The 23,724-nt window shown below is 50.5% G+C and carries 21 protein-coding genes; 5 read left to right on the top strand and 16 right to left on the bottom strand.

The genetic code is table 11. From position 1 onward, the window contains the following. Positions 1–43: 43 nt before the first annotated feature. The 11 genes from CRO57_RS15890 to mads1 form a co-directional block, all read right to left on the bottom strand. Positions 44–1,720, bottom strand: a complete 1,677-nt coding sequence (locus tag CRO57_RS15890; RefSeq protein ID WP_170956132.1) for a recombinase family protein — start codon at positions 1,718–1,720, stop codon at positions 44–46. A 377-nt stretch (positions 1,721–2,097) separates the two neighbouring features. Beyond that, positions 2,098–2,427, bottom strand: coding sequence for a hypothetical protein (locus CRO57_RS15880; protein ID WP_097154439.1), 330 nt, complete (start codon positions 2,425–2,427; stop codon positions 2,098–2,100). A gap of 1 nt (position 2,428) precedes the next feature. Further along, the gene (locus tag CRO57_RS15875) at positions 2,429–2,674 is read right to left on the bottom strand and encodes a hypothetical protein (RefSeq protein WP_097154438.1); all 246 of its coding nucleotides are present in this window, start codon (positions 2,672–2,674) and stop codon (positions 2,429–2,431) included. A gap of 14 nt (positions 2,675–2,688) precedes the next feature. Further along, a complete protein-coding gene (locus tag CRO57_RS15870) occupies positions 2,689–4,281 on the bottom strand; it encodes a type IV secretory system conjugative DNA transfer family protein (protein ID WP_097154437.1) in 1,593 nt (530 codons plus the stop codon). Next, positions 4,278–5,183: a relaxase/mobilization nuclease domain-containing protein gene (locus CRO57_RS15865; RefSeq protein ID WP_170956131.1), complete on the bottom strand. Its 906-nt coding sequence runs from the start codon at positions 5,181–5,183 to the stop codon at positions 4,278–4,280. Before CRO57_RS15865 ends, CRO57_RS15870 begins: the two co-directional genes overlap by 4 nt. Continuing rightward, positions 5,173–5,712 (bottom strand): plasmid mobilization relaxosome protein MobC, encoded by a 540-nt coding sequence (gene mobC, locus CRO57_RS15860; RefSeq protein WP_097154435.1) that lies wholly within the window; start codon positions 5,710–5,712, stop codon positions 5,173–5,175. The genes CRO57_RS15865 and mobC overlap by 11 nt, the downstream gene beginning before the upstream one ends. A 195-nt stretch (positions 5,713–5,907) precedes the next feature. Next, on the bottom strand, positions 5,908–8,007 hold the full coding sequence (locus CRO57_RS15855; protein ID WP_097154434.1) for a 3'-5' exonuclease: 2,100 nt from the start codon (positions 8,005–8,007) through the stop codon (positions 5,908–5,910). A gap of 8 nt (positions 8,008–8,015) precedes the next feature. Further along, a complete protein-coding gene (locus CRO57_RS15850; RefSeq protein WP_244580118.1) occupies positions 8,016–10,643 on the bottom strand; it encodes a site-specific DNA-methyltransferase in 2,628 nt (875 codons plus the stop codon). 346 nt (positions 10,644–10,989) lie between these two features. Beyond that, positions 10,990–11,931 (bottom strand): LAPAL motif-containing putative phage structural protein, encoded by a 942-nt coding sequence (locus CRO57_RS15845; RefSeq protein WP_097154432.1) that lies wholly within the window; start codon positions 11,929–11,931, stop codon positions 10,990–10,992. After that, a complete protein-coding gene (locus CRO57_RS15840; RefSeq protein ID WP_097154431.1) occupies positions 11,928–14,963 on the bottom strand; it encodes a BPTD_3080 family restriction endonuclease in 3,036 nt (1,011 codons plus the stop codon). Before CRO57_RS15840 ends, CRO57_RS15845 begins: the two co-directional genes overlap by 4 nt. Then, complete coding sequence (gene mads1 / locus CRO57_RS15835; protein WP_097154430.1) at positions 14,956–15,138, bottom strand: methylation-associated defense system helix-turn-helix domain-containing protein MAD1; 183 nt, start codon at positions 15,136–15,138, stop codon at positions 14,956–14,958. The genes CRO57_RS15840 and mads1 overlap by 8 nt, the downstream gene beginning before the upstream one ends. A 545-nt stretch (positions 15,139–15,683) precedes the next feature. On the opposite strand from mads1, the gene CRO57_RS15825 reads away from it, so the two are divergent. Continuing rightward, a complete protein-coding gene (locus CRO57_RS15825) occupies positions 15,684–16,823 on the top strand; it encodes a toprim domain-containing protein (RefSeq protein ID WP_170956130.1) in 1,140 nt (379 codons plus the stop codon). A gap of 11 nt (positions 16,824–16,834) precedes the next feature. Further along, the gene (locus tag CRO57_RS15820) at positions 16,835–17,896 is read left to right on the top strand and encodes a hypothetical protein (protein WP_097154427.1); all 1,062 of its coding nucleotides are present in this window, start codon (positions 16,835–16,837) and stop codon (positions 17,894–17,896) included. Positions 17,897–18,125: 229 nt separating this feature from the next. Here the strand turns inward: CRO57_RS15820 and CRO57_RS15815 are convergent, their stop codons facing one another. Further along, on the bottom strand, positions 18,126–18,338 hold the full coding sequence (locus tag CRO57_RS15815; protein WP_097154426.1) for a hypothetical protein: 213 nt from the start codon (positions 18,336–18,338) through the stop codon (positions 18,126–18,128). A 293-nt stretch (positions 18,339–18,631) separates the two neighbouring features. Here CRO57_RS15815 and CRO57_RS15810 point away from each other — a divergent pair, with 293 nt between their 5' ends. Next, the gene (locus tag CRO57_RS15810) at positions 18,632–19,729 is read left to right on the top strand and encodes a Fic family protein (RefSeq protein WP_097154425.1); all 1,098 of its coding nucleotides are present in this window, start codon (positions 18,632–18,634) and stop codon (positions 19,727–19,729) included. Between the two features lie 327 nt (positions 19,730–20,056). On the opposite strand, the gene CRO57_RS15800 is transcribed toward CRO57_RS15810, so the two are convergent. Then, positions 20,057–20,674 (bottom strand): hypothetical protein, encoded by a 618-nt coding sequence (locus CRO57_RS15800; protein ID WP_210200888.1) that lies wholly within the window; start codon positions 20,672–20,674, stop codon positions 20,057–20,059. Between the two features lie 350 nt (positions 20,675–21,024). Between CRO57_RS15800 and CRO57_RS15795 the strand changes: the two genes are divergently transcribed. Together CRO57_RS15795 and CRO57_RS15790 are read left to right on the top strand one after the other, a co-directional pair. Then, positions 21,025–21,279: a DUF3768 domain-containing protein gene (locus tag CRO57_RS15795; protein WP_244580117.1), complete on the top strand. Its 255-nt coding sequence runs from the start codon at positions 21,025–21,027 to the stop codon at positions 21,277–21,279. Positions 21,280–21,421: 142 nt separating this feature from the next. Then, a complete protein-coding gene (locus tag CRO57_RS15790; RefSeq protein ID WP_141401262.1) occupies positions 21,422–21,895 on the top strand; it encodes a hypothetical protein in 474 nt (157 codons plus the stop codon). A 23-nt stretch (positions 21,896–21,918) separates the two neighbouring features. On the opposite strand, the gene CRO57_RS15785 is transcribed toward CRO57_RS15790, so the two are convergent. The 3 genes from CRO57_RS15785 to CRO57_RS15775 all read right to left on the bottom strand — a co-directional run bounded on the left by CRO57_RS15785 (position 21,919) and on the right by CRO57_RS15775 (position 23,690). Then, complete coding sequence (locus CRO57_RS15785; RefSeq protein WP_097154421.1) at positions 21,919–22,626, bottom strand: hypothetical protein; 708 nt, start codon at positions 22,624–22,626, stop codon at positions 21,919–21,921. A gap of 216 nt (positions 22,627–22,842) precedes the next feature. Further along, complete coding sequence (locus CRO57_RS15780; protein ID WP_141401260.1) at positions 22,843–23,421, bottom strand: hypothetical protein; 579 nt, start codon at positions 23,419–23,421, stop codon at positions 22,843–22,845. A gap of 38 nt (positions 23,422–23,459) precedes the next feature. After that, positions 23,460–23,690 (bottom strand): hypothetical protein, encoded by a 231-nt coding sequence (locus CRO57_RS15775; protein WP_170956129.1) that lies wholly within the window; start codon positions 23,688–23,690, stop codon positions 23,460–23,462. Between the last annotated feature and the right edge of the window lie 34 nt (positions 23,691–23,724).

Genomic DNA, 23,724 nt, shown 5'->3' with positions numbered 1-23,724 from the left:
AGCTTTTGGCCAAAATGGGGCTGATTTCGACCTATGGAAAAGCCTATTCCAGGAAAGAGATAACTTGCTGTTCAAAGGTGTTCCATCCAAGGGACAGTTGCCCAGCCAACAGGTTTTTGTCAGCTCCACCATCCCGGTTAAGCCGGTACAGGAGCGTCAATTGTGGTGTTCCATCGAGTAAATTCTGGTAGCTTGGTGATTGTGCAAAGATAAAGGACCAGTTTTTCTCCAATTGCGGCTTTGTTGCTGAGGAAAAGACGGTCTCTTCGGGGTGTTCCATCCGCTTTTTTGCAATCTCGAAAAATGCATCAATCTGATCTTCCCGAAGCTGTTTTGAATTGAGTTTCTTTCTGGTTTCCTTGATGGTCACTTCAAGCTGTTCAAGTTCTGCCTCCAGCCGAGTCTGCGCAATCTCAGTTGTACAGGCAATAATTCGATCAAGGATGGAATTTTGCCGATCCTTCAGGTCATTAACATGGGTCTCAATTAGTTTCCGGTCTTCTTCGAAAGAACGGTTCTTCTGGATCCAGACATCCCGCACGACCTCCCGAAACAGAGGCAAAAATCCCGGCTTGGCTTGCAAGCTTTTCAAGTAGTTGGCAATTGTCTGTTCGAACTCGGCCTTGTTCACGCCCCAATGCTTATGACCACGATTGCAATGATAGTAGCCGAAATAGTTACCTGACTTCCCCTTGGATCTGGATGCCACAACCGGTTTGCCGCATTCATGGCAAAGGACCACATGACGAAGGAGGAAGTCTGCATTGTGGCGGGTTTTGGTGTAACTGAGACGGTTTTCTTCAATCGACAAGGAACCATCCCGATGTTCTTTGATTTGAACCTTGCCTCGGTTGGCCTGATTGAAGAGAGAAATGCTAACCAGAGGCTCGATGGGAGCCTTGACCGGTTTGCCCTGGTTCCAGCTCTCACATTTGACTCCACAATAGATGGTTCGCGAGACAAATCTCTCAAGTTGCTTTGGGGTCAAATGTTTCGGCTTGGTCTGACCAATAACCCGCCTTGTTTCCTTGTCATAGATATTCATAGGGCGGGACTGATAGCCCATGGCATTGATGGCCTCGCATATGGCATCATCCGCCCATGAGCCATCGGCTCGTAATTCATACATCTTGATGATCCACGGCGCTTCAATCTCATGAGGCACCATGATGGTCTTCTTTTTTCCGTCTCCAGTGGTGATCTTGGCATTTCTGAAACCGAAATTGGCTCCCCGGCATTGATATCCTTCGCGGGTCAGCTGGATTTGCTGACCGATGGTCCGGGTCAAGATATCGGAGGCCTCTGTCTTGGCTTTTTCCGCCATGAAAACTTCTGCAAAGTGGCTGGGGGATTCCACCGACCAGCCATATTCGACGCCGAGATGCTCCAACCGGTTCCGTTCAGGTTGAATGATCCCGGTGGTATCCAGCAAAGCGACATCCATGGACCGCAATTGGCGTTTCAAGGCGAGATAGGTCTCGGTGCCACCGCGGGTGAAACGATCAATGTCGCCAACAATTACGACTTCGATATCGTCATTCTCTTCAAGAAAGTCGAACAGATCATCCAGCACCCGCCGGTCACTTTTCCGGCCCGAATAATGCTCGGTGAAGAAACGAACGATATCGATGCCATCACGCCGAGCGACAAATTCGGTCTTTCTTCGCTGAGTTTCAATTGACTCTCCCTCCTGGAACTGCCTGTCCGTCGATACCCGCAACAAAGCCACCCCGAGGCTCTGCCTGGAGTTGTTGGGTTTTCTTCTATTCATGAGATGCAAAGGGGTTAAGTCTTAAGAAACTGGCGAAAAGCTCCTTTCTTCCTACGCTGATTTTGCCAAATGAGGATGTTCAGACTAGAAAGAAGGGCTTCGGGGTCGGAGAGCTGTTCGCCGCACCGCAACAAAAGTTCAGGATTCAAGTTGGCCTTCGCTGCTCCGCCTGTCATTGTTAGAAACGTCCTCGCCAGTTTAATTTTGGGTGCGTCTTTGACAAGATCCTGGCGAATTTCATCAAGGTCTTTGACCGTTAATGGCTGCCATTTTGGTGGGTTCTCCATGTTTGGCAATGGTATTGGCAAGCTCTCATTCAGTCAAAGCTATCGCTCCAAGTCAGCTTGATGATCATGGCGGTTCTGGTAATGAGTCCTTTCAGCAGAGCGGCTCTTTTGAAGATCTGCACGCAACATGCCCATTTCCTTTTGGAGTAAGGCATTCATTTCCTTTTTAACCGTGGCTTGTTTTCTCACTTCGCGATTTTCCCGTATCTGATGGGCATATCCTTTTCTGTAGCTGATCAAATAAGCAGACAGATAATTGGATGACAGCAAGCTATGCGCAATGGTCGGTCTTGGGCTTTGGCGTTTCCCAGCTGCCGCATCAGCTTTTCCATCTTCAAAGCCGCTCCGACATCCATGTTGTTCCATCATGTCAGCGTTCTCGCTGTTCGGATTGCTCGTGGCTCCGGCGCGCTTCCAAGGCCGCACGGCGTCTTTGCTCTTCGCGAGCGGTCTCGTAGGCATCGTAGTAGGCGGCATTAAAGTGCTTTACATAACCAGGTTCGAGTAAACTGAAACCAATGTCAGGGAACGGCATTTTAGCTGCTCCAGCGAGGCAATCACTCCAGCCTTGTTTGAAGCCTTCCTCTTCTGCCATTTCGATGAGGTTTTCTGGCATGGACGTCTCCAATGTTAGAGTTTGATCACGGGTGGTTGTCCACCTGGAGCGTTCGGCAATTGAGCAGGCGACAAGCTGGAGCGACGGCGCAAATCTGCTCGTTGGAAGTATCGTTTGGTTTTCAGGATGACTGGCAAGTTGTTGGATTGCAGCAGCAATGCCTCATTGTCCTTCATTCGGATCAGATCATTGGCGGCCATAAGGGGCGCTTTGGCAGTCCTCCCAAGTCTGGCCTCCAAGGACCTCGCCGTATCAAGCGCCATGCCTGGGAGGTAGATTTCGGTTGCCAGGGCTTCTTGAATCGTTCTTGCTCCAAGGGCTCCGTAGCGGCTGTCAAGCTGCGCCATAGATTGCAGGAACAGCGTAAAGGCCACCTTGTATTTTCTAGCCGTTGTACCAAAGACTTCAAATCCTGGGATTGAGAGATGACCAAATTCATCGAGAAACAGGTAAACCGGCTTGCCGGGATTCTTCTGGTTTCTCAGGAGAGAGCGGAAAAGATCCGCATAAAACAGGTTTAGCAGGAAGGCATAAAGCTCCATTTGTGTCTGGTTGACGACCACATAGATCACTGCGGGCTGTTGCCGCAATTCGTCGAAGTCAAAAGAATTGGTGGCCGTCAGAGCCGCCATTTCCGGGGTGGCTACCGGATCCATCGCCACATCTGCGCTCATCAGAACGGATTGGATGGTTTTCAGGTTGCCCTGAACAAAGGCTTTGTAGGCCTGATAAGTGCTTTGGTCGGATCTGGTTGCTGCCAACACAAAGTCATCAATCTTACCTAGCTGCCCATTGGGGGCAACGTGGGCATCAAAACCGGTTATTAGATGTCGAAGGTTCGCAAGATTGCGGTATTGAGCATCCGGTTGATTGTGCAGGCACTGAGCCATGATGCGGATTAGTTTTTCGGCAGCCTGTTCCCAGAAAGGGTCATTTGCCATTTGCCCACTTCTGCCACTTGATGAGCGCACAAGGGTCTTGGCCAACTCAGCAATCTGCTGGGGTGATTTAGCTTTGGCCAGAGGGTTATATGTTTCCGACCGACTTGGATCCATCAGGTTCAACACACGAACTTGATACCCACGACGCTCCAAATAACCCGAAGTGTTTTGGTAGATTTCGCCGGAGGTATCGGTGACAACAAAGCTCGGCAGATGCGCAGGTGGAAGCAAAAGGTTGGGAACAACATAGGTCGATGTCTTGCCCCTACCCATTCCACCCTGGATCAGCACGCTCTCATAACTGGCATTTTCTGACAGCCTCGATGACTTTCCATCAATCAGGATGCCCTGATTGCGGCGACCGAGCAGCCGTGCTTGTTCAAACCGACCCATGAATTTGGCGGATTTTTCACCGCCAGTGAACAGCCAACCGAGGCTAAGGCCCAATCCGCGTCCCAGTCCTGTAAGGATTGAGGAAACGATATCTGCAATCCCGCCGACGATACCGAAAGCAAAGCGGCGTAGTGGGGAAAACCCCGCAATTCCCGCAAATACGAGAATTAGAACAGCAACTGGTGACAACACTGCGATCAAGCTTGGTAGAACCGGCAGCAGCGCTACCACCACGATAACGAGAGCCAGTTTTTTATTGAATTTGGATATCATCGTTCTCGGTCCTCTTCATGCTCGCGTTCAAAATCTTTCAGACGTTTAACCGCTAAACGTTCGAGCTCAGCGCGGCGTGGATCTTTGACGATGTGATTGACCCTCTTCGGTTTTGGGGATTTGTTTTCGGCCTGGCGATCACGCCAGTTCACGAAAGCTGTGGTCAAACCCAATGTCCGTAACCGGTATCGTTTGGTGCTTTGCTGGTCTTCTATGCTCCAATTTTGACCGCGCTGATGTAGGCAAAGTCCCTTTTCCTGAAGATTAAGCGACAGCTGTTCTGGACTATTCGATCGGCTCAGACAGTCCCGCACCATGGCAGCCACAATCTGTTTGCGGCTTGGCTCCCCAGTACGACGTTCCATCTCACTTTCCGACCGAGGTTTCTTGACTATTTCGACGGGGGAGGATCGTGCGTAAACCGGCTTCAGATTGAGCTCAGGGAAATGCTCACGAGCATAGATTTCTGTGGCGCGTTGCGCTTCTGCAAACTGCTTCTTTGTCAAGCGCCGACGTCGGTCTGAGTTCACAGCATTGGATGAGATCATCAGATGCACATGTGGGAAGCTCGTATCATGATGGGTTTTGCCCCACACCAGGTGACCGGGTGCTCGCGCATCGCAATAGACCTGGGCGATATTCCGGAGCCGCTCAGACACCTGCTGGGAACTCAAATGCGGTTGCGGCTCCAATGCCAGAATTTCGTGATAAAGAGCATTGCCATTCTGCCGGGAGGGCAGCTTGCGGTAATTTTCCTGAAACTGCGCTTCAACCCAACCGGTATTGATTCCGGCATGATAGAGGTTGTGTGCGAATGGTTCCTGATCTTCGGCATCACGGCCAATGTACCCGATGAGCTGGCCAAATGTCGGGGCCTTCCGTGCCATGGATTTAATGATCATGGCACCCCGCCTCCTGGTTTCCAGCCAACGAAACACTGATCGTCGTGCCATCGGCAAATCGAGTGATCAGCTTCTCTAGACGGGTGAATTGCCGCAACGCCTCTGCGCCAATGCGATCGCCAGAGGGAGCTTGCAGCCCGCCGTGCTTTCTGGCTTCAATGTGCCCCAGTCGGGCAAGCTGATTGACATTGTTGCCAATCCGGCGAAGTTCTGAGACAAGCAATCGCTGCTGTTCCATCTCATCAAGCGTGAGAACACGTTCACTACGTCGGTAGGCACAGGCTTCTGCCCAGACCTGCCCCCAGACAGAACGCCCAGAAATCTCGGCACGGGCTTGCAGGTCGGCAAATTCAGCATTCGTGATTGTGCCGAAAACGCGCTTTTTGCGCTTGTTCCACTTTTGCCAATAGTCACGACGATATCGCGTCCGATTGGCTTCTTTAGCGAGTTCTTTTTGGTGGGCAGCATCAGAAGACAGCCGCAATCCTTGCGACATCGTCTTCCCGATACCAGCTTGGGGATCTTTCATATTTCTGCACCAATTTTACCGAGGTGATTGTTCTCGGCAAATTTTGTGCAGACATCAGATCAATAACAGGGACGGAGTTCTGTCAATCGCTTCTATAACAACGTAGTAACAAACAATCTTTTGCGGTTGATCCCAGATGAAGGACGTTCCAACTCAAAGCTCACAAAAAACTGAGATTGGCCTTAGATTGACAGACTATGGTTCTTTCAAATCTGCAAAAAACTCGGATGCTGGTTTAATGCCGGAGACAATCAGTTTTTCCCTCGCGCGCGTACAGGCGACATAAAATAGATGGCGCTCGGTGTCATAGACTTCATCCAGTTCCACCTCATCAGCAACCATATCAATGCGATCTTGATCAGGTAGGACTTCATCGTCGCAGGCCATGACAATGACACGTCGGAACTCAAGCCCCTTTGCCAAGTGCATGGAGCCTATGGCGATACGCCCTGTACGATTTTCAACTCGGTTTGATAACTCCAACTGTGTTTGGCTGGCCTCTCTCACAGCCATACGAGCGCGCACCAGTTCGTTATCAGAACGGACAAAAACGCCAATATCCTCTGGTAGAATACCTTCATCGATCGCCTGTAAGATCGTAGCGCCGATGGCTTTTACCTCGTCCTCTTCCGATGCATGGATAAGTATATCGGGTTTGGGCCCATTGAAAACCGATACGGTGCCACGCCGATCTTCTTCAATTCCGTCCACGTCCCGCACAATCTGCGGCAATAGTTTATCGGCGGCCTGCCGAATTTGATGAGATGTTCGATAATTGACTTTCAGCGTATGCGATCTTCCGCGAATATCGATTCCTAGACCGAGCCAAGAAAATGGTTCCTGAAAGATGCGCTGGCCTAAGTCGCCCGCGAAAAATAGTGCCTCAGGATCGTCAGGAGCGATAGCCGAAATCATTTTGAGTTCGGGAACACCCAAATCCTGGGCTTCGTCCACGATGATGTGAGAGAATGGTTTAGCATCCCGGTTCTTGTAATAGGCAGCGACTTCACCAAACACTGTTGCGGGTGTGTATCGCAATTGGCTGCGTAGAATCTCTCGGGCACGACCAAACACAGGCCAGAGTCGTTCCCGTTGTTTGCTTCCCAATCTGTTTTTCCGCCCAAGTCGTGGCACATTGGCATAGGCTTCAAGGCTGTCAATTTGCCAGGCGTCGATGACATAACGCCATTCAGACATCAAAAAACGATCTGTGAAACCTGAAAGCCCCAATTCGTTTGACGCCTTCATAATGGCTTCACTAACATGTTCCAGGCTCGCCAATTTGGGGTCATGCCCGTTTATCAGCGTAAAAAGCTCTTTTGCGACACCATCGAAGGGTCTTACTGAAACCCGATGGTCAAGATATTTATCGTTGTCCATCAATAGCTTTAGCTTGTGTTCCAGTGCATTGGAAAGCGGGCTGGAAAAGGTCGTTAGCAGAAGTTTTGCATCTGCTTTCTGTCGTAAAATGTGTGCAGCTCTGTGAAGAGCAACGACTGTTTTTCCTGTTCCTGCTGAGCCTGAGATACGGGTGGGACCAGCATAGTTGCGCGTCACCAGCTGCCGTTGATCAGGGTGAAGATAGATTGCCCATTTATCCCAAGGATAGTTCAGAGCCCTTTCCAATTCTTCCGCATTTTCCATAATGCGGAAACGCCGCTGGGCGTCCGGATGGGCAAATGGGTCATCAGGGACTTGCCTAGAAGGTACGATCAGCTTCCCAGTGACGGCAAATTCCAGAAGCGCTTCGGCCGCTTCGGCGGGTATGTGATCGGCGAGTTCAAGAAACTGATCCTCGTTTGCCTGTCGCACATCTCCGAGCCAGTCTTGCGGCACCCCTATATCGAGAAGCGCTTCCTCATCAAGTTCGAAGAACGGCGATGCGGGGGATTCTTCGTAAACGATATCGTCTTCTGGTTCGATATCTGGGAGATAATGCTGCTGAGGGGTCTCAATTTCTTCGATGCGTTCGCGCACTTCAACAATTTGAGCCGCTCCAGTGCGCGGATGCGTGTCAATTCGTCTGCGTTCTGCCCATTTATAGGCATCGTCGTGGTGATCGACATAGGCAATCAGAAAACTGGATTGAGTTTTATGGATAATAAGACGGATGTCGCGGTTCACTCGCACAGACCAGAAATTCGGGTCTTTTGACTTGTCGATGCGGTGAAATTTGAAACCCGGATTTGATGGGTCCTGTTGCAAATCGAAGACGGTCAGCTTAACCGCTTTTTGCTCATCGTTCGCAAGCTTTGCCAGGGCCGCCTGAAATGTATCAGAGATAAGAAAATTCATAGTACCTCCTAAACCCCGAAAACTTTCATCACTTCATCGCCGAAGTGGTTGATAACCTTGACTGCGAAGCGACCGGTTGAAGGACGTTCGAAGGGGCGGGATGTGTCGCGATAGAGCGTTTCCCAGGCTTGCCTGTCAATCTCCGCTTTCAGGCTGGTTTTAAGCTGCTTGTAAGGATCGTTCGCACCAAGGAAATAGGCGTGGCGGACAAAGAAGCTTTCTTCGTTATAGTCAGTGTCAATGAACCAGGCAGCGATATCGTTCTTACCTGAAGCTCGGATTTCGTCCGTTTTGGGGTCAAATACGTCAATGCCCAGTACTTCAACCACGATATCGCCGTCCTCATTGAAATCCCATTCAACATCGGGTTCTCCAAACACGACGAACAGATTGCCCGCACCCGTATTCTTTAGGTCATCCGCCATATGAAGATCGGGATTCATCTTGGCTTTTAGGATCGGTAGCGGTCCCAGCTTGTTCACTTCAGAGGAATGGGCATCGAAGTTGAAGCCACAAGCAATCAACACGTCGAAACGGGCATCGTTGGCCTCGCGCGCAGCGGCCATCAGGTCGGAGCGAGTAATTGAACCGAATTCCGGACCGATAAAGATAGCCGCTTTTTTTGACTGTTCATTCTGCTCATAGATGCCTGTGGCGGCGATGTATTCGCCTGGCCAGCCTTCCATTGCCGTGAAATTGATCCGATCTTTCTTGTCGGATTGATGGACACCAGCAGATTTCAGGTTCTCCAGCACCATCGCGGCAAAATCCTGCGCGGGTGCATCAGTGCGGGCACGCTTGCCGTCCAGCGCGTTCAAATCATCAATCAACTCATAATCGTCAGCGGATATCACGCGATGCGGAGAAAGATTCTCGACCGTAAATGGGCCAGCAACGCGGACCTTGGACGTATCCTCATAAGGTCGGTCATGGAGATACTCCACATCTGCCTTCTGCGCGATGGATTTGTCGATTTCTTTCTGGCGTGCTATGCGGGCTTCCCACCAACGGGCATGGACAGCTGCAATATTGTCGGACCAACTTGCATCCGCTTCGCGCGGGACTTCCCATTCCTGCCAATCTTTATCTAGAATGTCGTTAAGTTCTTTGCGGAGCGGCTCTAGAGCTTCTTGCCACTTTTCCCAGATCACATCGATTTCGGCATTGTTGGCGATAACCGTTGACGTGATGTAGTTCTTGCGCTCAAGAACAAATCCTTGTCGCAAATCGTTTAGAATTGATTGCTTTGATTGTAGAGCGCCCGAAATTTGGCTTTCTTTCTCTAATCCTTCTTCGCTATCGGCAAGAAGGTAATAGGGGAAACGAGCACTCATGAGGCGGGTCCTGGTCAAGGCTAGTGCGACACGACTTGTGTCAATTGTAATCCAACGTCGCCCCCATTGTTCCGCCGCATAAGCAGTTGAACCAGAACCGCAAGTTGGATCGAGCACCAAATCACCAGGACTTGTTGCGAGCAATATGCATCGCTTTATTATTTCCGTGTTTGTCTGGACAACATAGACTGGGTTTGACGCACCGCCGAATCCATCCCACCAGTTTGATATCGGCTGCATTCCAAAATCATTGAAATACCTAACGTAGCCAATTTGATCTCTACCAATGTAAACCCTTCCTGCGATGGCCAATCGTTGCATGCCGCTTAGAATACCATCTTCAACAAACGTTGAGTGCTTCCATCCGAGACCTTTTACAAGACCCGGATCAAATTCTCGTCCACAGAAATTGAACTTCTGTGCTTGCGATTTCCCAGGTTTACCTCCCGTAAAGTTCTCGGATTTGAATAGTTTTGCCCCAGTAAAATCTTCCTGAATTTGCAGTGGTTTAACTCTATAAAAGCTTCCCTTGTCACGTTCCTTACCTAATTTTATAATTGAGCTGTAGCTAGCCCTACCAAGATCAACCAACCTGAAATCACGCGCAATTTCAGAATCGTCATCAAAAGCTGTATAGAGCTGGTGTGACTTCGTAATGGTCTTATCTTTCCCATACCAAAGGATGAAGTCATTTACCGGGTCCAAAAATCGACCTTTTTGCCCGCCTTTCTTCTTTACCAGTATCTCCGTAATGCTATTCTCTTCGCCAAACACTTCATCCATCAATGCGCGGACCCGGTGCACATTCTCATCGCCAATTTGAACAAAGATGCTGCCGCTTTCCGTCAACAAATCGCGCATGGCGGTTAGACGATCGCGGAGATAGGTGAGATAGGAATGAATGCCGTCTTTCCACGTATCACGAAAGGCTTTGACCTGTTCCGGCTCACGTGTGATTTGATCCAGCTTGCCGTCCTTCACAACGCGACTGCGCGTTGAGACCTGCCAGTTGGAATTAAACTTGATGCCATAGGGTGGATCGAAATAGATGCATTGGACTTTGCCGCGTAGATTCTCCCGTTCGGCCAAACTTGCCATGACCTGCAAGCTGTCGCCCAAGATCATGCGGTTTTGCCAATGCTGGTCGTGTTGGTAAAACTCGGTCTTGGCTTCCGGGTCTAGTCCGTTGAAATCACCAAACATGTCGAACATGTTCGGCGCATCAGTTTCTGCATCCCGACGTTCTTTTGTCTGTCTCTTCAGATCTTCGATGATGTGCTTGGGATGGATCTTTTCCTGCACATAGATGGGCGGAGCCTGCACCACCAGATCAGACCAATCCTGCCGATCCTTACCGCGCCAAACCAGTTGTGCCTCGCCAAGCTCCACCTTGCCGCCCGCTTTCAGCGTTTCGATTTGCTCGGAAGTCAGCCGAAGTTCAGTTCCCTGCCAAATAATCTGCGGGTCCAAATCTCCATCCCGATCTCGTGTCTCGCCCTCTGCTAGAGGCGTGGCACGTTCATAGGTAACCGGCTCGAACGGATTGATTTCTTCCATCCGTTCGGCGATAGACGCATGCTCGGCAGTTGGAATATTTTTCCTGCTTGCCGCATCGTGTTTGAGCGCTTCAACCTGCTTTGGGCCTTTTTTAGACGTTCTTCTTGCCATTGCCAGGACCCCCATTTCCAAAAATTGCATGTTGATGCAGTCCCGGCGTATGACCAAGAACTTCGAGAACCTCATAGTTTTCGTTGATCCAAGCGCCGCTCATTTCGTCTTTATACTGATGAATTCTCAAAATCACCTGAAGCGTATCTCCAGTACCAATGACGTACTCATGGCTGACGAGTTTGTCGTAAAAGGTCTCGTCAAGGATTGGGGCTGAAATCTTGATCCCGTCACGCCACACGAATTGCCACTTCCTCATACCCCGCTCGAAAATCGCGCGGATGATAAGCAAGCTAGCCTGCTCTTCCTTCTGTCGGCGGCGCTCTTCCTCTGTGACGATAATCTCTCTAACTTCTGACAAGCGAGGAAAATCTGAACGTGGAAACTCAATCAAGGGCTCCTCGTCCTCCAAGTTTTCCGTAATTCCAAAATTTTTGATTTCCTGATCAGCTTCCAGGATTTTGAAGGCTCTAGAAATGCGTTTTTCAATTTCGGGGTTCTTTGCGATCTTCCTCTTTGGCTCTTCCGCCTCCTTAGGAAGCACTACCCTTTGATCTCCTGCTTCAACGATATAGGAATCGTCGTTGACGATAATGTTGACCTCAGCTTTTTCTGCAAAAATCTTCTCGTAGATGAATGCGGCTAGTAGGCTGACAAGCAAGGCTTTGGGAACGCCATCGAGAAGAGGTGCAGCCTTCTTTGTAAGTGTCTTAATTCTTGCACGGAAGGAGCCCTCGCCAAGCGCATCAATATAGACCTCGACCTCGAACTCAGGATTTACGATGCGATTTACTTCTTTTAGTGCACCGGAAAGTTCCAACAGAGAATTGGCAAATGTCTCAGCATTGATCCGATGGAGCTCTCCACCGAAATGAAAAACAAACTCATCTCCCAATCTTGTGAGGTCGGCAATTTGCGTCATGCGACTTCCTTCCCATTTGACGTCGCGAATGCCCGTTCAATCAGCTCGCGAAATTCCTGATCGATTTCGAAAACACTATCAAACTGATCGAACACCCAACGGCCATAGCTACCTAAAGCGTTTACGCCGGGCACCCATTTCTCAGTCATGGTTTCTTTTTTGAGCTTCACCTGCTCATTTTTGAAACCCTTGATCTCGACAATGATGCTTAAAGGATTTTCAGGGCCATTTCCGTCATCCACTTGGACGATGAAGTCGGGGTAGTATTCGCGGGCGACATCGCCATCCTTATAGGGGACCGCAAAGCCCAAGCCCTGGTTCTTCACATAAGCCAAAACGCGATCATGCTTCTCGGCGACACGGGCAAACTCTGCTTCCCAGTCGCTGTCGCTCACAACATAGTTCACATGGCAGCATCGCGGGTCCGTCTCACGAACATCCTTAGTCGTAGAAAAGCTGACATGCCGGGTAGAGCCTTCCGGATTATAGGGATCAATGACCGCTTTAACCTTGTGGTTTCCATCACCAGCCCGAACAATAGCCATGACGATTTTCTCACATGCTTGTGCTGCGATTTCGGGATAGAAGCTTAGCATCCAGGGTTCTGTATCCCCTGGGCACCTCAGATAACCCTCATCAATCCACCGACGGCAGATGGTTTTGATTTGGCCAAATAAATGGTATTTAGGCTCACCATCCTGATCGAGGAAATGCCTATTCAAAACTTCTTTCGCAAGGTTCATAGCTATAGTACTGGGGCGCAGGTTTTGTGCTTCTCTCAGTGACAGCGTATGGCCTTCTCCGACAATTCCGGACATATCGGTCTGACTGGCGCCGACCTTTTCATGATCGATGACATAGGATGACTCGTCGGTGAATTCGGCCTTCAGTCGTTCCTCCGGCAAATCGACGCGATAGCCGATGACACGCGGGAACCTTATTTCCAGTGCCTCACGCTCTCTCAGCGCTTTAACATGGATTGTTTTCTTCGGCGCTTTTGGAGGAGCAACTACCGGCTTGGCGGTGAAGTTGAACGGGATGCCCAAAATGTCAGCATATTCGCTATCAAACAGACCGTCCGCATTCAACTCATAGCTCAAACGACGCAAGCCCCTGCCAACGACCTGTTCACACAGAAGCTGGGTGCCAAAAGCTCTTACACCGAGAATATGCGTAACGGTGTTTGTATCCCAACCTTCCGTCAGCATGGAGACGGATACAACGCAACGGATTTGCTCACCCAAACGATCTTTCTTGCCGACAGTGTTCATTACTTCGCGTAGCAACTCGGCATCTGAAATATCTCCATGCTCACCGCGTTGTTTGCGCTCGCGTTTGAAAGTCTCAATTTCCGACGCGGCCATCGCTCGGAAGTTCTTGTCCAATTCACCGCTCTCGATCTGTTGGCTATCAATGAGCAGTGTATTTGGCTTTGCCAGCGGCTCGTCATATTGGTCAAAATTGCTGAATAAAGACAGATGCCCCCGGTGTTGCGTCACCAGTTCATCGTCTTCGTTTGGGCGTTGCCAGCCTGAAATCCACTCATAAACCAGTTTGGAAGTGGTCGTATTATTGCAAACGACGATAAAGACCGGTGGCACATCAATGCCCGCTTTATCCCATTCAGTGTTGACCTTTTCATAGTGGCCGTAAAGCGACTGCAAAGCCGTCTGGAGGGGGTCAGGAAGTGCGGTTCGCGGATTGACCGTCAGCCCGCCCTTCTTCGGCATTTTCTTACCGATATGATCCCAAAGATTACGGAAGATAGGCATTTCTTCGCCGGGAATGTTATCATCCACTGGGATACGAGGCAGTTTGACAATCCCGCATTCAATAGCGTCCATAAGAGAAAAATCGCTGACAGTCCAGGGGAAGAGTGTGCCTTCAGCCCACCCGGATCCGGCCAAAAAGAACGGTGTGGCGGAAAGGTCATAAACAGCCCCAACGCCCAGCTTTCTTTTGAAGGCTTCAATACCATTGATCCAAAGACGGGCGGCCTTGTTGTTTTCTTCGGCCTCTTTTCTTTCATCGCCTGTTAATTTTTCTTCTTCGCTTTCGGGCTTCTCACGATAGCAATGATGGGCTTCGTCGTTGATCACAACGATGTTCTTGATGCCCATTAGCTCATCGGCAACCCGCCGTACCATCTGACCTTCTGTCTCTTTGCTTTGAATGGGAGCATGCCGTCCTTGCAAAAGAGAGCGGGTCGTCTTATTCGCCTCCAGGAGTTCGCGAAGCTGGAACGCATGATAGTTGGTGATGACGATTTTTGCTTTTCCCAAATCGGGTAGCATATCGGCAGGAACGAGCTCACGGCTTTCGTAATAGCTATCTGGATCGCTCGGCTGGAGCACGCGAAGCCTATCCTTAATTGTGATGCCAGGTGCGACGATCAGAAAACCACGGGTATACAACTTGCTGGTTGGTGAGCGCACTGCATTGATCGTCTGCCAAGCAATGATCATGGCCATGACAGTTGTCTTGCCCGCACCTGTTGCCATTTTCATGGCCAGACGCATAAGATTGGGGTTCGCCCCCGCATTACCGTTTTCTAGGTGCGCCCAAATCCGTTTGTAAGATTTGTTTTTCTTGGCGACTTCGGTGAGCCAGATAATTGTTTCCACCGCTTCGACCTGGCAGAAAAACGGTTTGATACCCTGGAACTCGTGACTGCGCCAATGCTGCAGCAGTCGTGCCGTTGCCGGTGTCACACCCCAGTCTTGCGAATTTGGTATCGAACGCCAGAGTTTTAACTGCAACCGTATATCATTGATGATAGGCGTTGGGTTGTACTCTTGATCTTCAGAGGAAATCCCGTCCGCTACATATAGCCCCAGGGACTGTTGCTCCTCTTCGGTTTTCTTAGATCGGCGTTTTCGTGGCTTTGGCACGGGAGAAATGTGGGCAGAAGGACGACGCCCATCGATTGGTGGCAGTTCGGTCGGTTGCCCTTCATCATCCAAAGCGTGATGGCGACTGGGTTCTTCATATGGAGAGTTCAGGATCGGCTCTTCGAAAAAAGTGCTATGCATCCGTGTCGCCTCGCTGTTCTTCTATCCATTTATCAATGTCTTGCTTCCGAAAACGCCACGATCCTCCTACCTTAAATCCTGGCAGCTTTCCCTCAGACGCCAGACGGTAAGCCGTTTTTTCATTGATTTTGAGGTACTCGGCGACCTCTTTCATCGTCATAATGTCAGAATCCATCGTTCTTCCATTCTCTCGAACCGATAGCATCTGGGAAAATAGCGGAAAATTATGGAATCATCAATACGTGTATTGCGTGCTGGCTTCAATTAAGAGATGTTCGTTTTAACGTGATATTAAAAGCTACCAAACGCAATGCCCATTCGTTTATGTCTAGTCTTTTCAGTAGATGTCGCGTTTTGAGGGGTTCCAAGGGCACCCCTTTGGCAAGTTGCATGTCGTCAGACTCGGGCTTTGCCCGTGTTTGTGCGATCATGCAAACTTGCGGGCGCAGTGCGCCCCTTTCGGCCATGCCGTTCACTCTGCGTCCGCTATGAGGAAAAACTCGGCTTTGCCGGTCAACGCAGCGACGTCATTTGGGCTCTGCCCGCCGATCCGGTTGGATGGCTTTTACCATTGCACAAAGCCGCGAAAATCTTGGCAACTGGATCAACTGAGCTACGCTTGAAGGACACATTTCGATGATCTCCGCAGCCATCGAAGCGTGCTGACTGACGGAACTCTGTCCCTGTCGAAACGGGAGCATGTTCTGCACAAACTTTTCCATGAAACACATCGATACAAACCACGTTCGTTTGACACCGGCGCATCTGGATGAAATCCGAGCCTCGGTTGATTGGCAAGCTCTGTTTGCCGGTCTGGGCCTACGTAAGGCTGAGGGCAAGAGTAAGGATCACGACTGGTGGGCTTTATCCCCATTCCACGAAGAAAAGACGCCGAGCTTTCACATGGGGCCGGGTGGCCTCTGGTATGACTTTTCGATTGGTGAAGGTGGTGGCGCAATTGAGCTCGTCCAGAAGCTCGAAGGGTGCAATTGCTTTGAAGCTGGGCACTTTCTCCTGGATCGAGGCTGGGCGTCATGCACTGCTGAGCGATCGCCAACTAAGGCTGCTCACCACAAAACCCGATCACGAGTGCGTCAAACGATTGAACCAGCGTCATCACAGCCGTCACAAACGGAAACCGTTGAAAACAAGCCCATTCGCCAGGACTTGATCAAGCTCTGCACCTCTCATGAAATGCTGGAAGAGCGTGGCGTCAGTGAAGAAACATGCGCTCTGTTAGGCATCGGCTATCTCCCGCAAGGCCGATCGCCATTGAAAGGCCGGATCGTGTTTCAGGTGGCGGATGCACGAGTCACACCCAAATCAGAAGGTGAACTCACACGGGTGATACTGTCTCATGTTGGCCGCGCCGCAAAAGACGGCCAAGAACCCAAATATCTTTTCTACGAAGGGTTTCATAAGTCAGAGGAATTGTACGCCCAAGAAATCCTGTGGCTGCATGAGGATGCTGAAGCGCAAACCCGTGAATGTGGTCATATTACGCTGACCGAAGGTCCGTTTGATGTGGCCCGTGCCTTTGATGCGGGACTGCGGAATGTTGTCGGCAGTTTCGGGGCATCATTGTCACAGGCTCAAGCCTTAAAACTGAAGGAATTTGCCAATCACTGTGGTGTGACGGCTGTGATGATTCTGTTTGATCGGGACGAAGCTGGCCACCGTGGAGCATTGAAAGCCCAAGAAACACTGCGTGAGGTTGATCTGGAGGGGAAGGTGTTCGATTGGAGCGCCCCGCTCGGACGAACGGTGAACGGGATCGTCAAAATTCCAGAGACGATTACAGATCTCGCAGAACTCAACAATAAACAGATCACCTGGCTTCGCCGCCGGGGTCGGATTTGAGGGAGGGCAGAATGAAAAACCTCTCCCTCACCATAAAGGGCGTTTCGGTTGGTGACACCTGGTTGCGTATGATCTTGGCCGATCTCTCTGATACTTTTTCTCGTGATGACCTATTGTGCCAGATGACAAAACAGCCCTGGCCAGACTTGATGCTAAACGAGGCAGCACGACCGATCTTGCAGCATCTCAAACGGCAGGGTGTGATTTCTTACTCTCGGGATCAAAAATGCTGGCAAAAGACGTCAACGCAGGAACCCGCTCCTTGCCAAATACCGCTGCTTGATACGGATAGCTCTGTTTCTTTGCCCAATGAAGAGCTGGTGGAGAGAGTTGCAGACAAAAGTTGGTTGGCAATGATCGCTGCGTGGTTGGTGTCGGCGTGCCTTGTTGGAGCATTGATGATCATCAATGCTGGGTTCGCTTGGAACTTGACCGAAGACTCGACGTTCCGTTTGGCATTTACCATCGGGTTCATGGGACTGGATGGTCTGCGACCTATGCTGATGGCGCTTGCTTTGAGCAGGTCAATCAGAGCATCACGACCAGCCCGGATTCTGGCGCTGTTTATTGCCCTTGGGCTGGCTCCAGCGTCGGTCATATCCAGCATGTCGGTTATCTCTTCCGCACTGATTCTGGGAACCGAAACGCAGATAGATCAATCGGTACGGCAACGGCAATTGGTCAGGTTGCAAGCTGAACTTGAGCGGCTGGAATCACGTGCGTCACAGACTTGGGCACAACACGTGCGAGAATGTGACCGTGGCGGTTGCGGTGTGATTGCTGAAAAGTTGAAGGAAGAAGCCCAAGATTTGGAAGTGCGGATCAAGGAAGTGCGAGGCCAACTGAGCAAACTGGAGACTAGTCGCCCCGCTTCGACCTTTGCCAGCCGTACAGTCAAAACGCTTCAGGCCTTTGGCTTGCATGGTTATGACACAGAATGGCTCATGCCAGTCTTTCTGGCGCTAACGCTGGAAATTGCCGCGTTGTTTGGACCGGCATTACTGTTGGGCGTTCAAAGTCGTTTCAGGCCAAATTCGTCAGCAAAGTACATAAGATCCGGCCAAAATCGCTGATCTAGGTAAGCATCGTGCATGTTGGATGCGATTCTCTTGAGATCATCTTGCGCCAGCTCCGAGATATCGTAGCCGTCGCATTCTAAGTCAGCCGCCGAAAGGGACGTGATTATCACTGGATGTAGGCTGTTGGTCGCCTCTATCTCGGCGGTCGGTTTGTCTGTTTCAGTCATGTCAATTTGATTTGTTAGGAATTATGCCCGGCCAGAGCAGACCGGGCGGAAAATGGTTAAGCCGTGAAGGGCTCATCAGATGACGATTGTCCGTCACTTTTCGGAGGAAATAGCCAGATGCGTCCGTCAATCGGGTTGGCGTCAAGCACAAGGTTCAAAGCGCCTTTGTCATTCTCGAAAGCCGCACCGACACGAATCCAGATCGGTTTGTCTGGCTTGCCAGATTTGATATGGGCGAAGTAGCGAGGCCGGTTATTGGTGTTGCTCATGATGGTTTGGGATTAGAAAATATTGAGCATCTGAGACGTCACCGGTCGCCTCAGGGTGGATGTCAAAACGGGCAAACGCGCCAGCGGCAAACCGTTGACCGACACCCGCGAGCGGTAGTCTCAAAGATCAGCGAGATTTCTCACCTCCCAAATCTCAGAGTTCCAAAACGCCTAATCGTCTACAGGCCGCGTGAGATTGCTTCGGCACGAAGAACGGCGGTGAGCGATAAAACGGCTTGCTATTAATCATCAAAGTACTAAAATATGATCAATAGAAACTCATCCTATTGATCATGACCTGGCTTTGGACCTTACCGGATTGGCCGAATTTTACGTGGGACGCTCAAGCGTTGGCCCCGCTGGAGGCTCGTTTTCTGCAAGGCTCAGGGAGGCTTGCCGGAACATGGCGACATCTGGCCGAGTCTGACCGGCTGGAATTGCAGGTGGACTGGTTGACCGGTGAAGCACTGGAGACATCGGCCATTGAAGGGGAGATTCTCAACCGGGACTCCGTTCAATCATCTGTTCGCCGTCAGTTTGGCCTGAAGACTGACGCGCGCAGATCTGGACCGGCAGAGGCAGGGATCGCCGAGATGATGGTCAGTCTCTACCAGACCTATGCTGATACCTTGTCCAGCGACACCCTTTTCGAATGGCACCGCATGATCATGAATGGTCGTCGCGATGTTGATCACATTGGTGAATGGAGAAGCCACAGCGAACCCATGCAGATAGTCTCAGGGGCAATACACGACCCCAAAATCCACTATGAAGCTCCGCCATCGGATCAGATGAATGCTGAAATGCAGGCCTTCGTAGTGTGGTTCAATGGAAGTGACGATCTTCCAGCTCTGACGCGGGCCGGGATCGCGCATTTCTATTTTGTATGTGTTCATCCGTTTGAGGATGGAAATGGCAGGGTTGGGCGCGCTCTGGCGGAGAAATCTTTAGCCCAGAGCCTTGATCAACCCAGCCTGATCGCTCTTAGCCAAACAATTTCAAAAGATCGGAAGCGCTATTACAACGCCCTACATGACGCCAATCACAGCCTGGAGATAACAGACTTTCTTGTCAGGTTCGGAGAATTGGTGCTGGACGCACAGCAATATAGTGAGCTCAAGCTGATCCGGTTAATTGAACAAACTCGGATGTTTGATCGACTGAAAGGCAAGCTCAATGCTCGTCAGGAAAAAGCGCTCCTTCGCCTTTTTCGTGCCGAACCAAAAGGCTTTCAGGGTGGGCTGAGTTCCGCGAACTATCGTCAAATCACCGGAACGACCATCCCAACAGCGTCGAGGGACCTCGCTGACTTGGTGGATAAAGGCGCTCTGACCAAGACTGGCGAAAAGCGTTATACGCGCTATTTTCTCAATCTTCCCGATTTGAATTAGAAGATAGGGCGCTACCAAAGCGCATGGACGCCTATCACTCTATCTCATGAAGCTCGCGGAGCAGTGTTTTCGCCATCTCGCGAATACAGTCTCGGCTATTTTCAGGCAGCGAAGCATGGGAACGTCTCGAAAGCTGTTTCAGGGTCAGCATTGGATCTTCGGAACCATAAGCAATCCATGCAACGAAACGCAGTGGGAGACATTTGTCATTCCAGGCTTTGAGATAGAGTAGGCTTGATTGAAGAGATTGTATTTTTTTTTCGGAATCGGTGAGTGTGTTTGTCATCGTGATTGAGATTATAAGAAAAAGAGAACAAGACCAGTGCATTACTGGTCTTTGAAGCGTTTGGTAGAGAGCCACCATAATCTTGGCGCACCCTGATGGCCCGGTTTCCAGACAGCCCAGTAATATTGCTGCTTGGCAATGCGGGCTGATGAAGATGTCGGCTTACCCTCAGGCCAGCAGATCAGTTCATCCAAGGCATAGATGGCAGCAGGTGGTGTTTTACAGAATTTCGGGGTGCGATCCGGATTGCATAGAGAGCGAAGATTGAGCAGCATTGCCACGGACCCGCCGGTCTTTTGGCAGTGGATCAATGCCTTTCGGACAAATGCATCGCCCAGGCCGTGTGTACCGTACGGGGGATTGGTAATGATGTTTTTCGCCAGAGGTTGGGTGGATTTAAGAAAATCTGACCGGCCCTGACCGAAACCCCGGTCAATCAGATCTGTGGATGTTACATTGTGTCCTGCTTTGATCAGTTCTTTGGAGATTGCGCCGTCGCCGCAAGCTGGTTCCCAGATGTCACCGTCAAATGTTTCTACGGAAAGCAGAGCCCGAACAGCTTCTGGCGGGGTTGGATAGAATTCAAATGGGGCACGACCAGAACGAATGTTTGACTGCGGTCGGGAATTTGGACGAGGCCGAGTAGCAAAGGTTGTCATGAGATTTGTGATTAAGAGACAAGACACCGCTTGCACCCCCGATCGCAGCTAAAGCGCCTATCAAAGCGGGCAAACGCTCAAGCGGCAAACCGTTGAAAGGCGCTGGCGATCGGACAAGGTCACGCGGTTCTGGGCTGGTCACAAAGCCTTCAGGAGCACTGCAAACTCAATCTCTGTGCAAAGTTCGACCATCAAATCGCTCAGGGTTATGCTACGTGCACTTAATCCCATCCAAGATGCCTGAAACGTGTGACAACTACGATGACCATGAGAGACTGAATGAAGCAGATCAACGTGTCCGTGATCTCAACGATCAATTTCGGCAAACATTCATTGGGGGACAGATCCTTTTGACCCGGGGCTTCCAGGCTTTGCCGGTTGAGGTGGCCAACAGAGCCATTCAGGCAATCCAGACCTTTGATGATTTTACTGAGGACAATGATCCTTACGGCACCAGGGAATTCGGAAGCGTCGAAATTGATGGCCAGGCTGTTTGGTTCAAAATCGACGCCTATGACCGAAACCTTGAATATGGCTCACCTGATCCAAGTGACCCCGAAGTGACCACAAGGATCATGACTGTCCTTCTGCCCGAGGAATACTGACAGGCACATGCTGTGAGGTGATCATTTTCAAGAACCAAACCCAACAATAATGAGTACAAGAGCAACGCTTACGATTTCTGACAAACATGACAGCTTTGATATCTATCGACATCACGACGGCTACCCCAACGGGCCGCATGGCGTGATCAAAGATATCAGAGCTGCCGTTGATAAAGCCTGGTTGTTACCGCACTTCGAGGCAGGGGATTTCGCTGCGGCAACGGTAGCGCAGATGAAGCAATCGCCGGGTTCGGTCTATTTGACCCACGAAGCTGCTCGCCACAGCGATCGGTCGTTTCACTGCGAGGTCAGTTTTGCAGAAAACGCTCTTCAGGTTGTCGTGCATGACTATGCCGCCCGTGTTGACGATGTGATCCCCAAATTTGAGGGAAGCATTGAAGAAGCGGTTGAACATTATGAAGCTGATCGAGATTATGATGGCGAACCTATTTTTGAACACCGTACCGTCGCCATGCCGGTTGAAGGTATTGATGTCATCGCAAGTGCATTGGATGCAGCGGCGCTCGATATCAACCAGGCATGCAAGTGGCGACCTGATCAAGATTCAAAGCGAGCTCTGGATCAAATATTGATGGCAAAGGCGCTGTGTAGATAAAACTTTGGTTTCTGACAGAACTATTACTGTTCAGCGATGGTCAATAGTTCTCGAATAAACTCATTTTTTCTCATTGCCTCTGCAAGCGCTGCCTCGGCTTCGGCCTTCGCTTCGGTCTTCGCTGCTTCGGCTTCAAACCGAGCTGCCAAAATCCTGGCCTCACCGTCAAGCTTGGCTTCAACAACTGCTGCGTCATCCTTGGCGTTGCCGCAATCCGCACGCTTCAACGGCGGCAACTGCGTTCCCCGATCGCCCTCCCACAGATAGCAGGCCCGCGCGATGGCCGCTTTGTTCGCGATGAACTCTGAATTCAGCTCAGGGTTCCAGGGGAACAATATGGGTGTCACTTCCACGTTTTGATCCACAGGCGATGGCTCTGCCGAGATTGAAAGGCCAAGCTCTTCCATCAAGTCTCCAAATGTAACGCCGCCCGCCACAAGGGCACCAAAAAAAGCCGTGTCGAGGGCGTGGCCATCTACGATGCATCTGGTGGCCTCGAAACCACGGTTTGGATGGGTAAACGATTCACACTTGCCGCCTTCAGCCCCCAACATTCTCGCGGTCACGTCAAACGCGTCGGCACCGTTTGGCTCAAAAACAAACAGCGCATCGTGATCGTTCTGAATCAGAAAGCCGGTTTCCTGCATCACCTTGGTGATCTCGTCATCCGATAGCACCACCGCCTGATCTTCTGCCGCCAGGGGGCTGCAAAGGAGCGTCAGACTGATCATTCCGAATACCAATTCTCGCAACGTAAAACTCCAATAAGAATTCCTTGCGCAATCTTAGTCTTCGAGGCTGAACCGGACAAGCTGCTACACACCGAAAACCACATTTTCGCCAAAACGGCCCTGTGGCCCTCAGCCCTGACACTGGAGACCGATGATCAATTGAAGCCGATCGTGTTCAATTAGCGGTTATAGCCAGCCTGCTAGCCAGGCTGATGATTAGCGCTTTTTCCTCTTATTCTTACGCCTGAATCTTCGTGAGGTGTTTGTTGCCCTCATGAATTTCTGATGTGCCTCCTCCTTCATTTCTGGCAAGCGACCCAGATCAAATACACGTGCTTCTTTGTCAGCAAGTTTGGCCAATAGCTCCTCAACGGACTTATCGGATACCTTCGACTTGTATGCTTCAAAAAGCAGGCCAGGTTTGGGTTTGTAGTTCCAATAGCGACCTATGACTTTGAGGATGAACCAAAGTCGATTTTCGTCTACTTTCCCATCCTTGACCAGGCCAAAATGCACAAGTTGGATGTGATCCGACCATTGAACGAAGACAGGATTGGCTCTCGTTCCCCGCTTTGTTTTCACAGAATACTGGTCGTCTACCAGCCATAGTGGGAAAACAAACTGCCAGAATTGCTCAAAGGCCTCACGGTCAAAAGCTTCGGCCCGCAGAATGGCGGGCATGGTATGATCAATGGCGATCGCATTGCCATCGCCCAACAGATCAATGACAAGAGCTCTGTTTTCCGAGAAATATACCTTGGGTTTGAAATTGGCCATAGAAGGGGGATTAGTCACGTGAACAGTACCTGATCCGCAAGCGATAGCAAATCAAACTATGTTGCCTGACCGCGCTCTATGGCCTCGCTCCAATCATCAAAGAAGTCCGGATTACGCTGGACTGCTCCCTTGAAAACTCGGGTTTGCTCAGCGTCCATTGCCTCTAGCTCCGGCAGAATGCCGGTGATAGTGTTTTCATCGGCTTCAAGCAATTGTCGCTTGGTTTCGTTACCAAGAAAGAGGTTTCTGTTCAGGAGCTCGTGAAGCCGGTTGCTGTGTTTACTCATTGCTAGATTTGAGAGACTGGCCTTGTCAGAATTG

This window comes from Cohaesibacter gelatinilyticus, assembly GCF_900215605.1.
Lineage (GTDB): Bacteria > Pseudomonadota > Alphaproteobacteria > Rhizobiales > Cohaesibacteraceae > Cohaesibacter > Cohaesibacter gelatinilyticus.
Note: the sequence above shows the minus strand (reverse complement) of the source record. Positions and strands in the feature narration are given on the sequence as shown.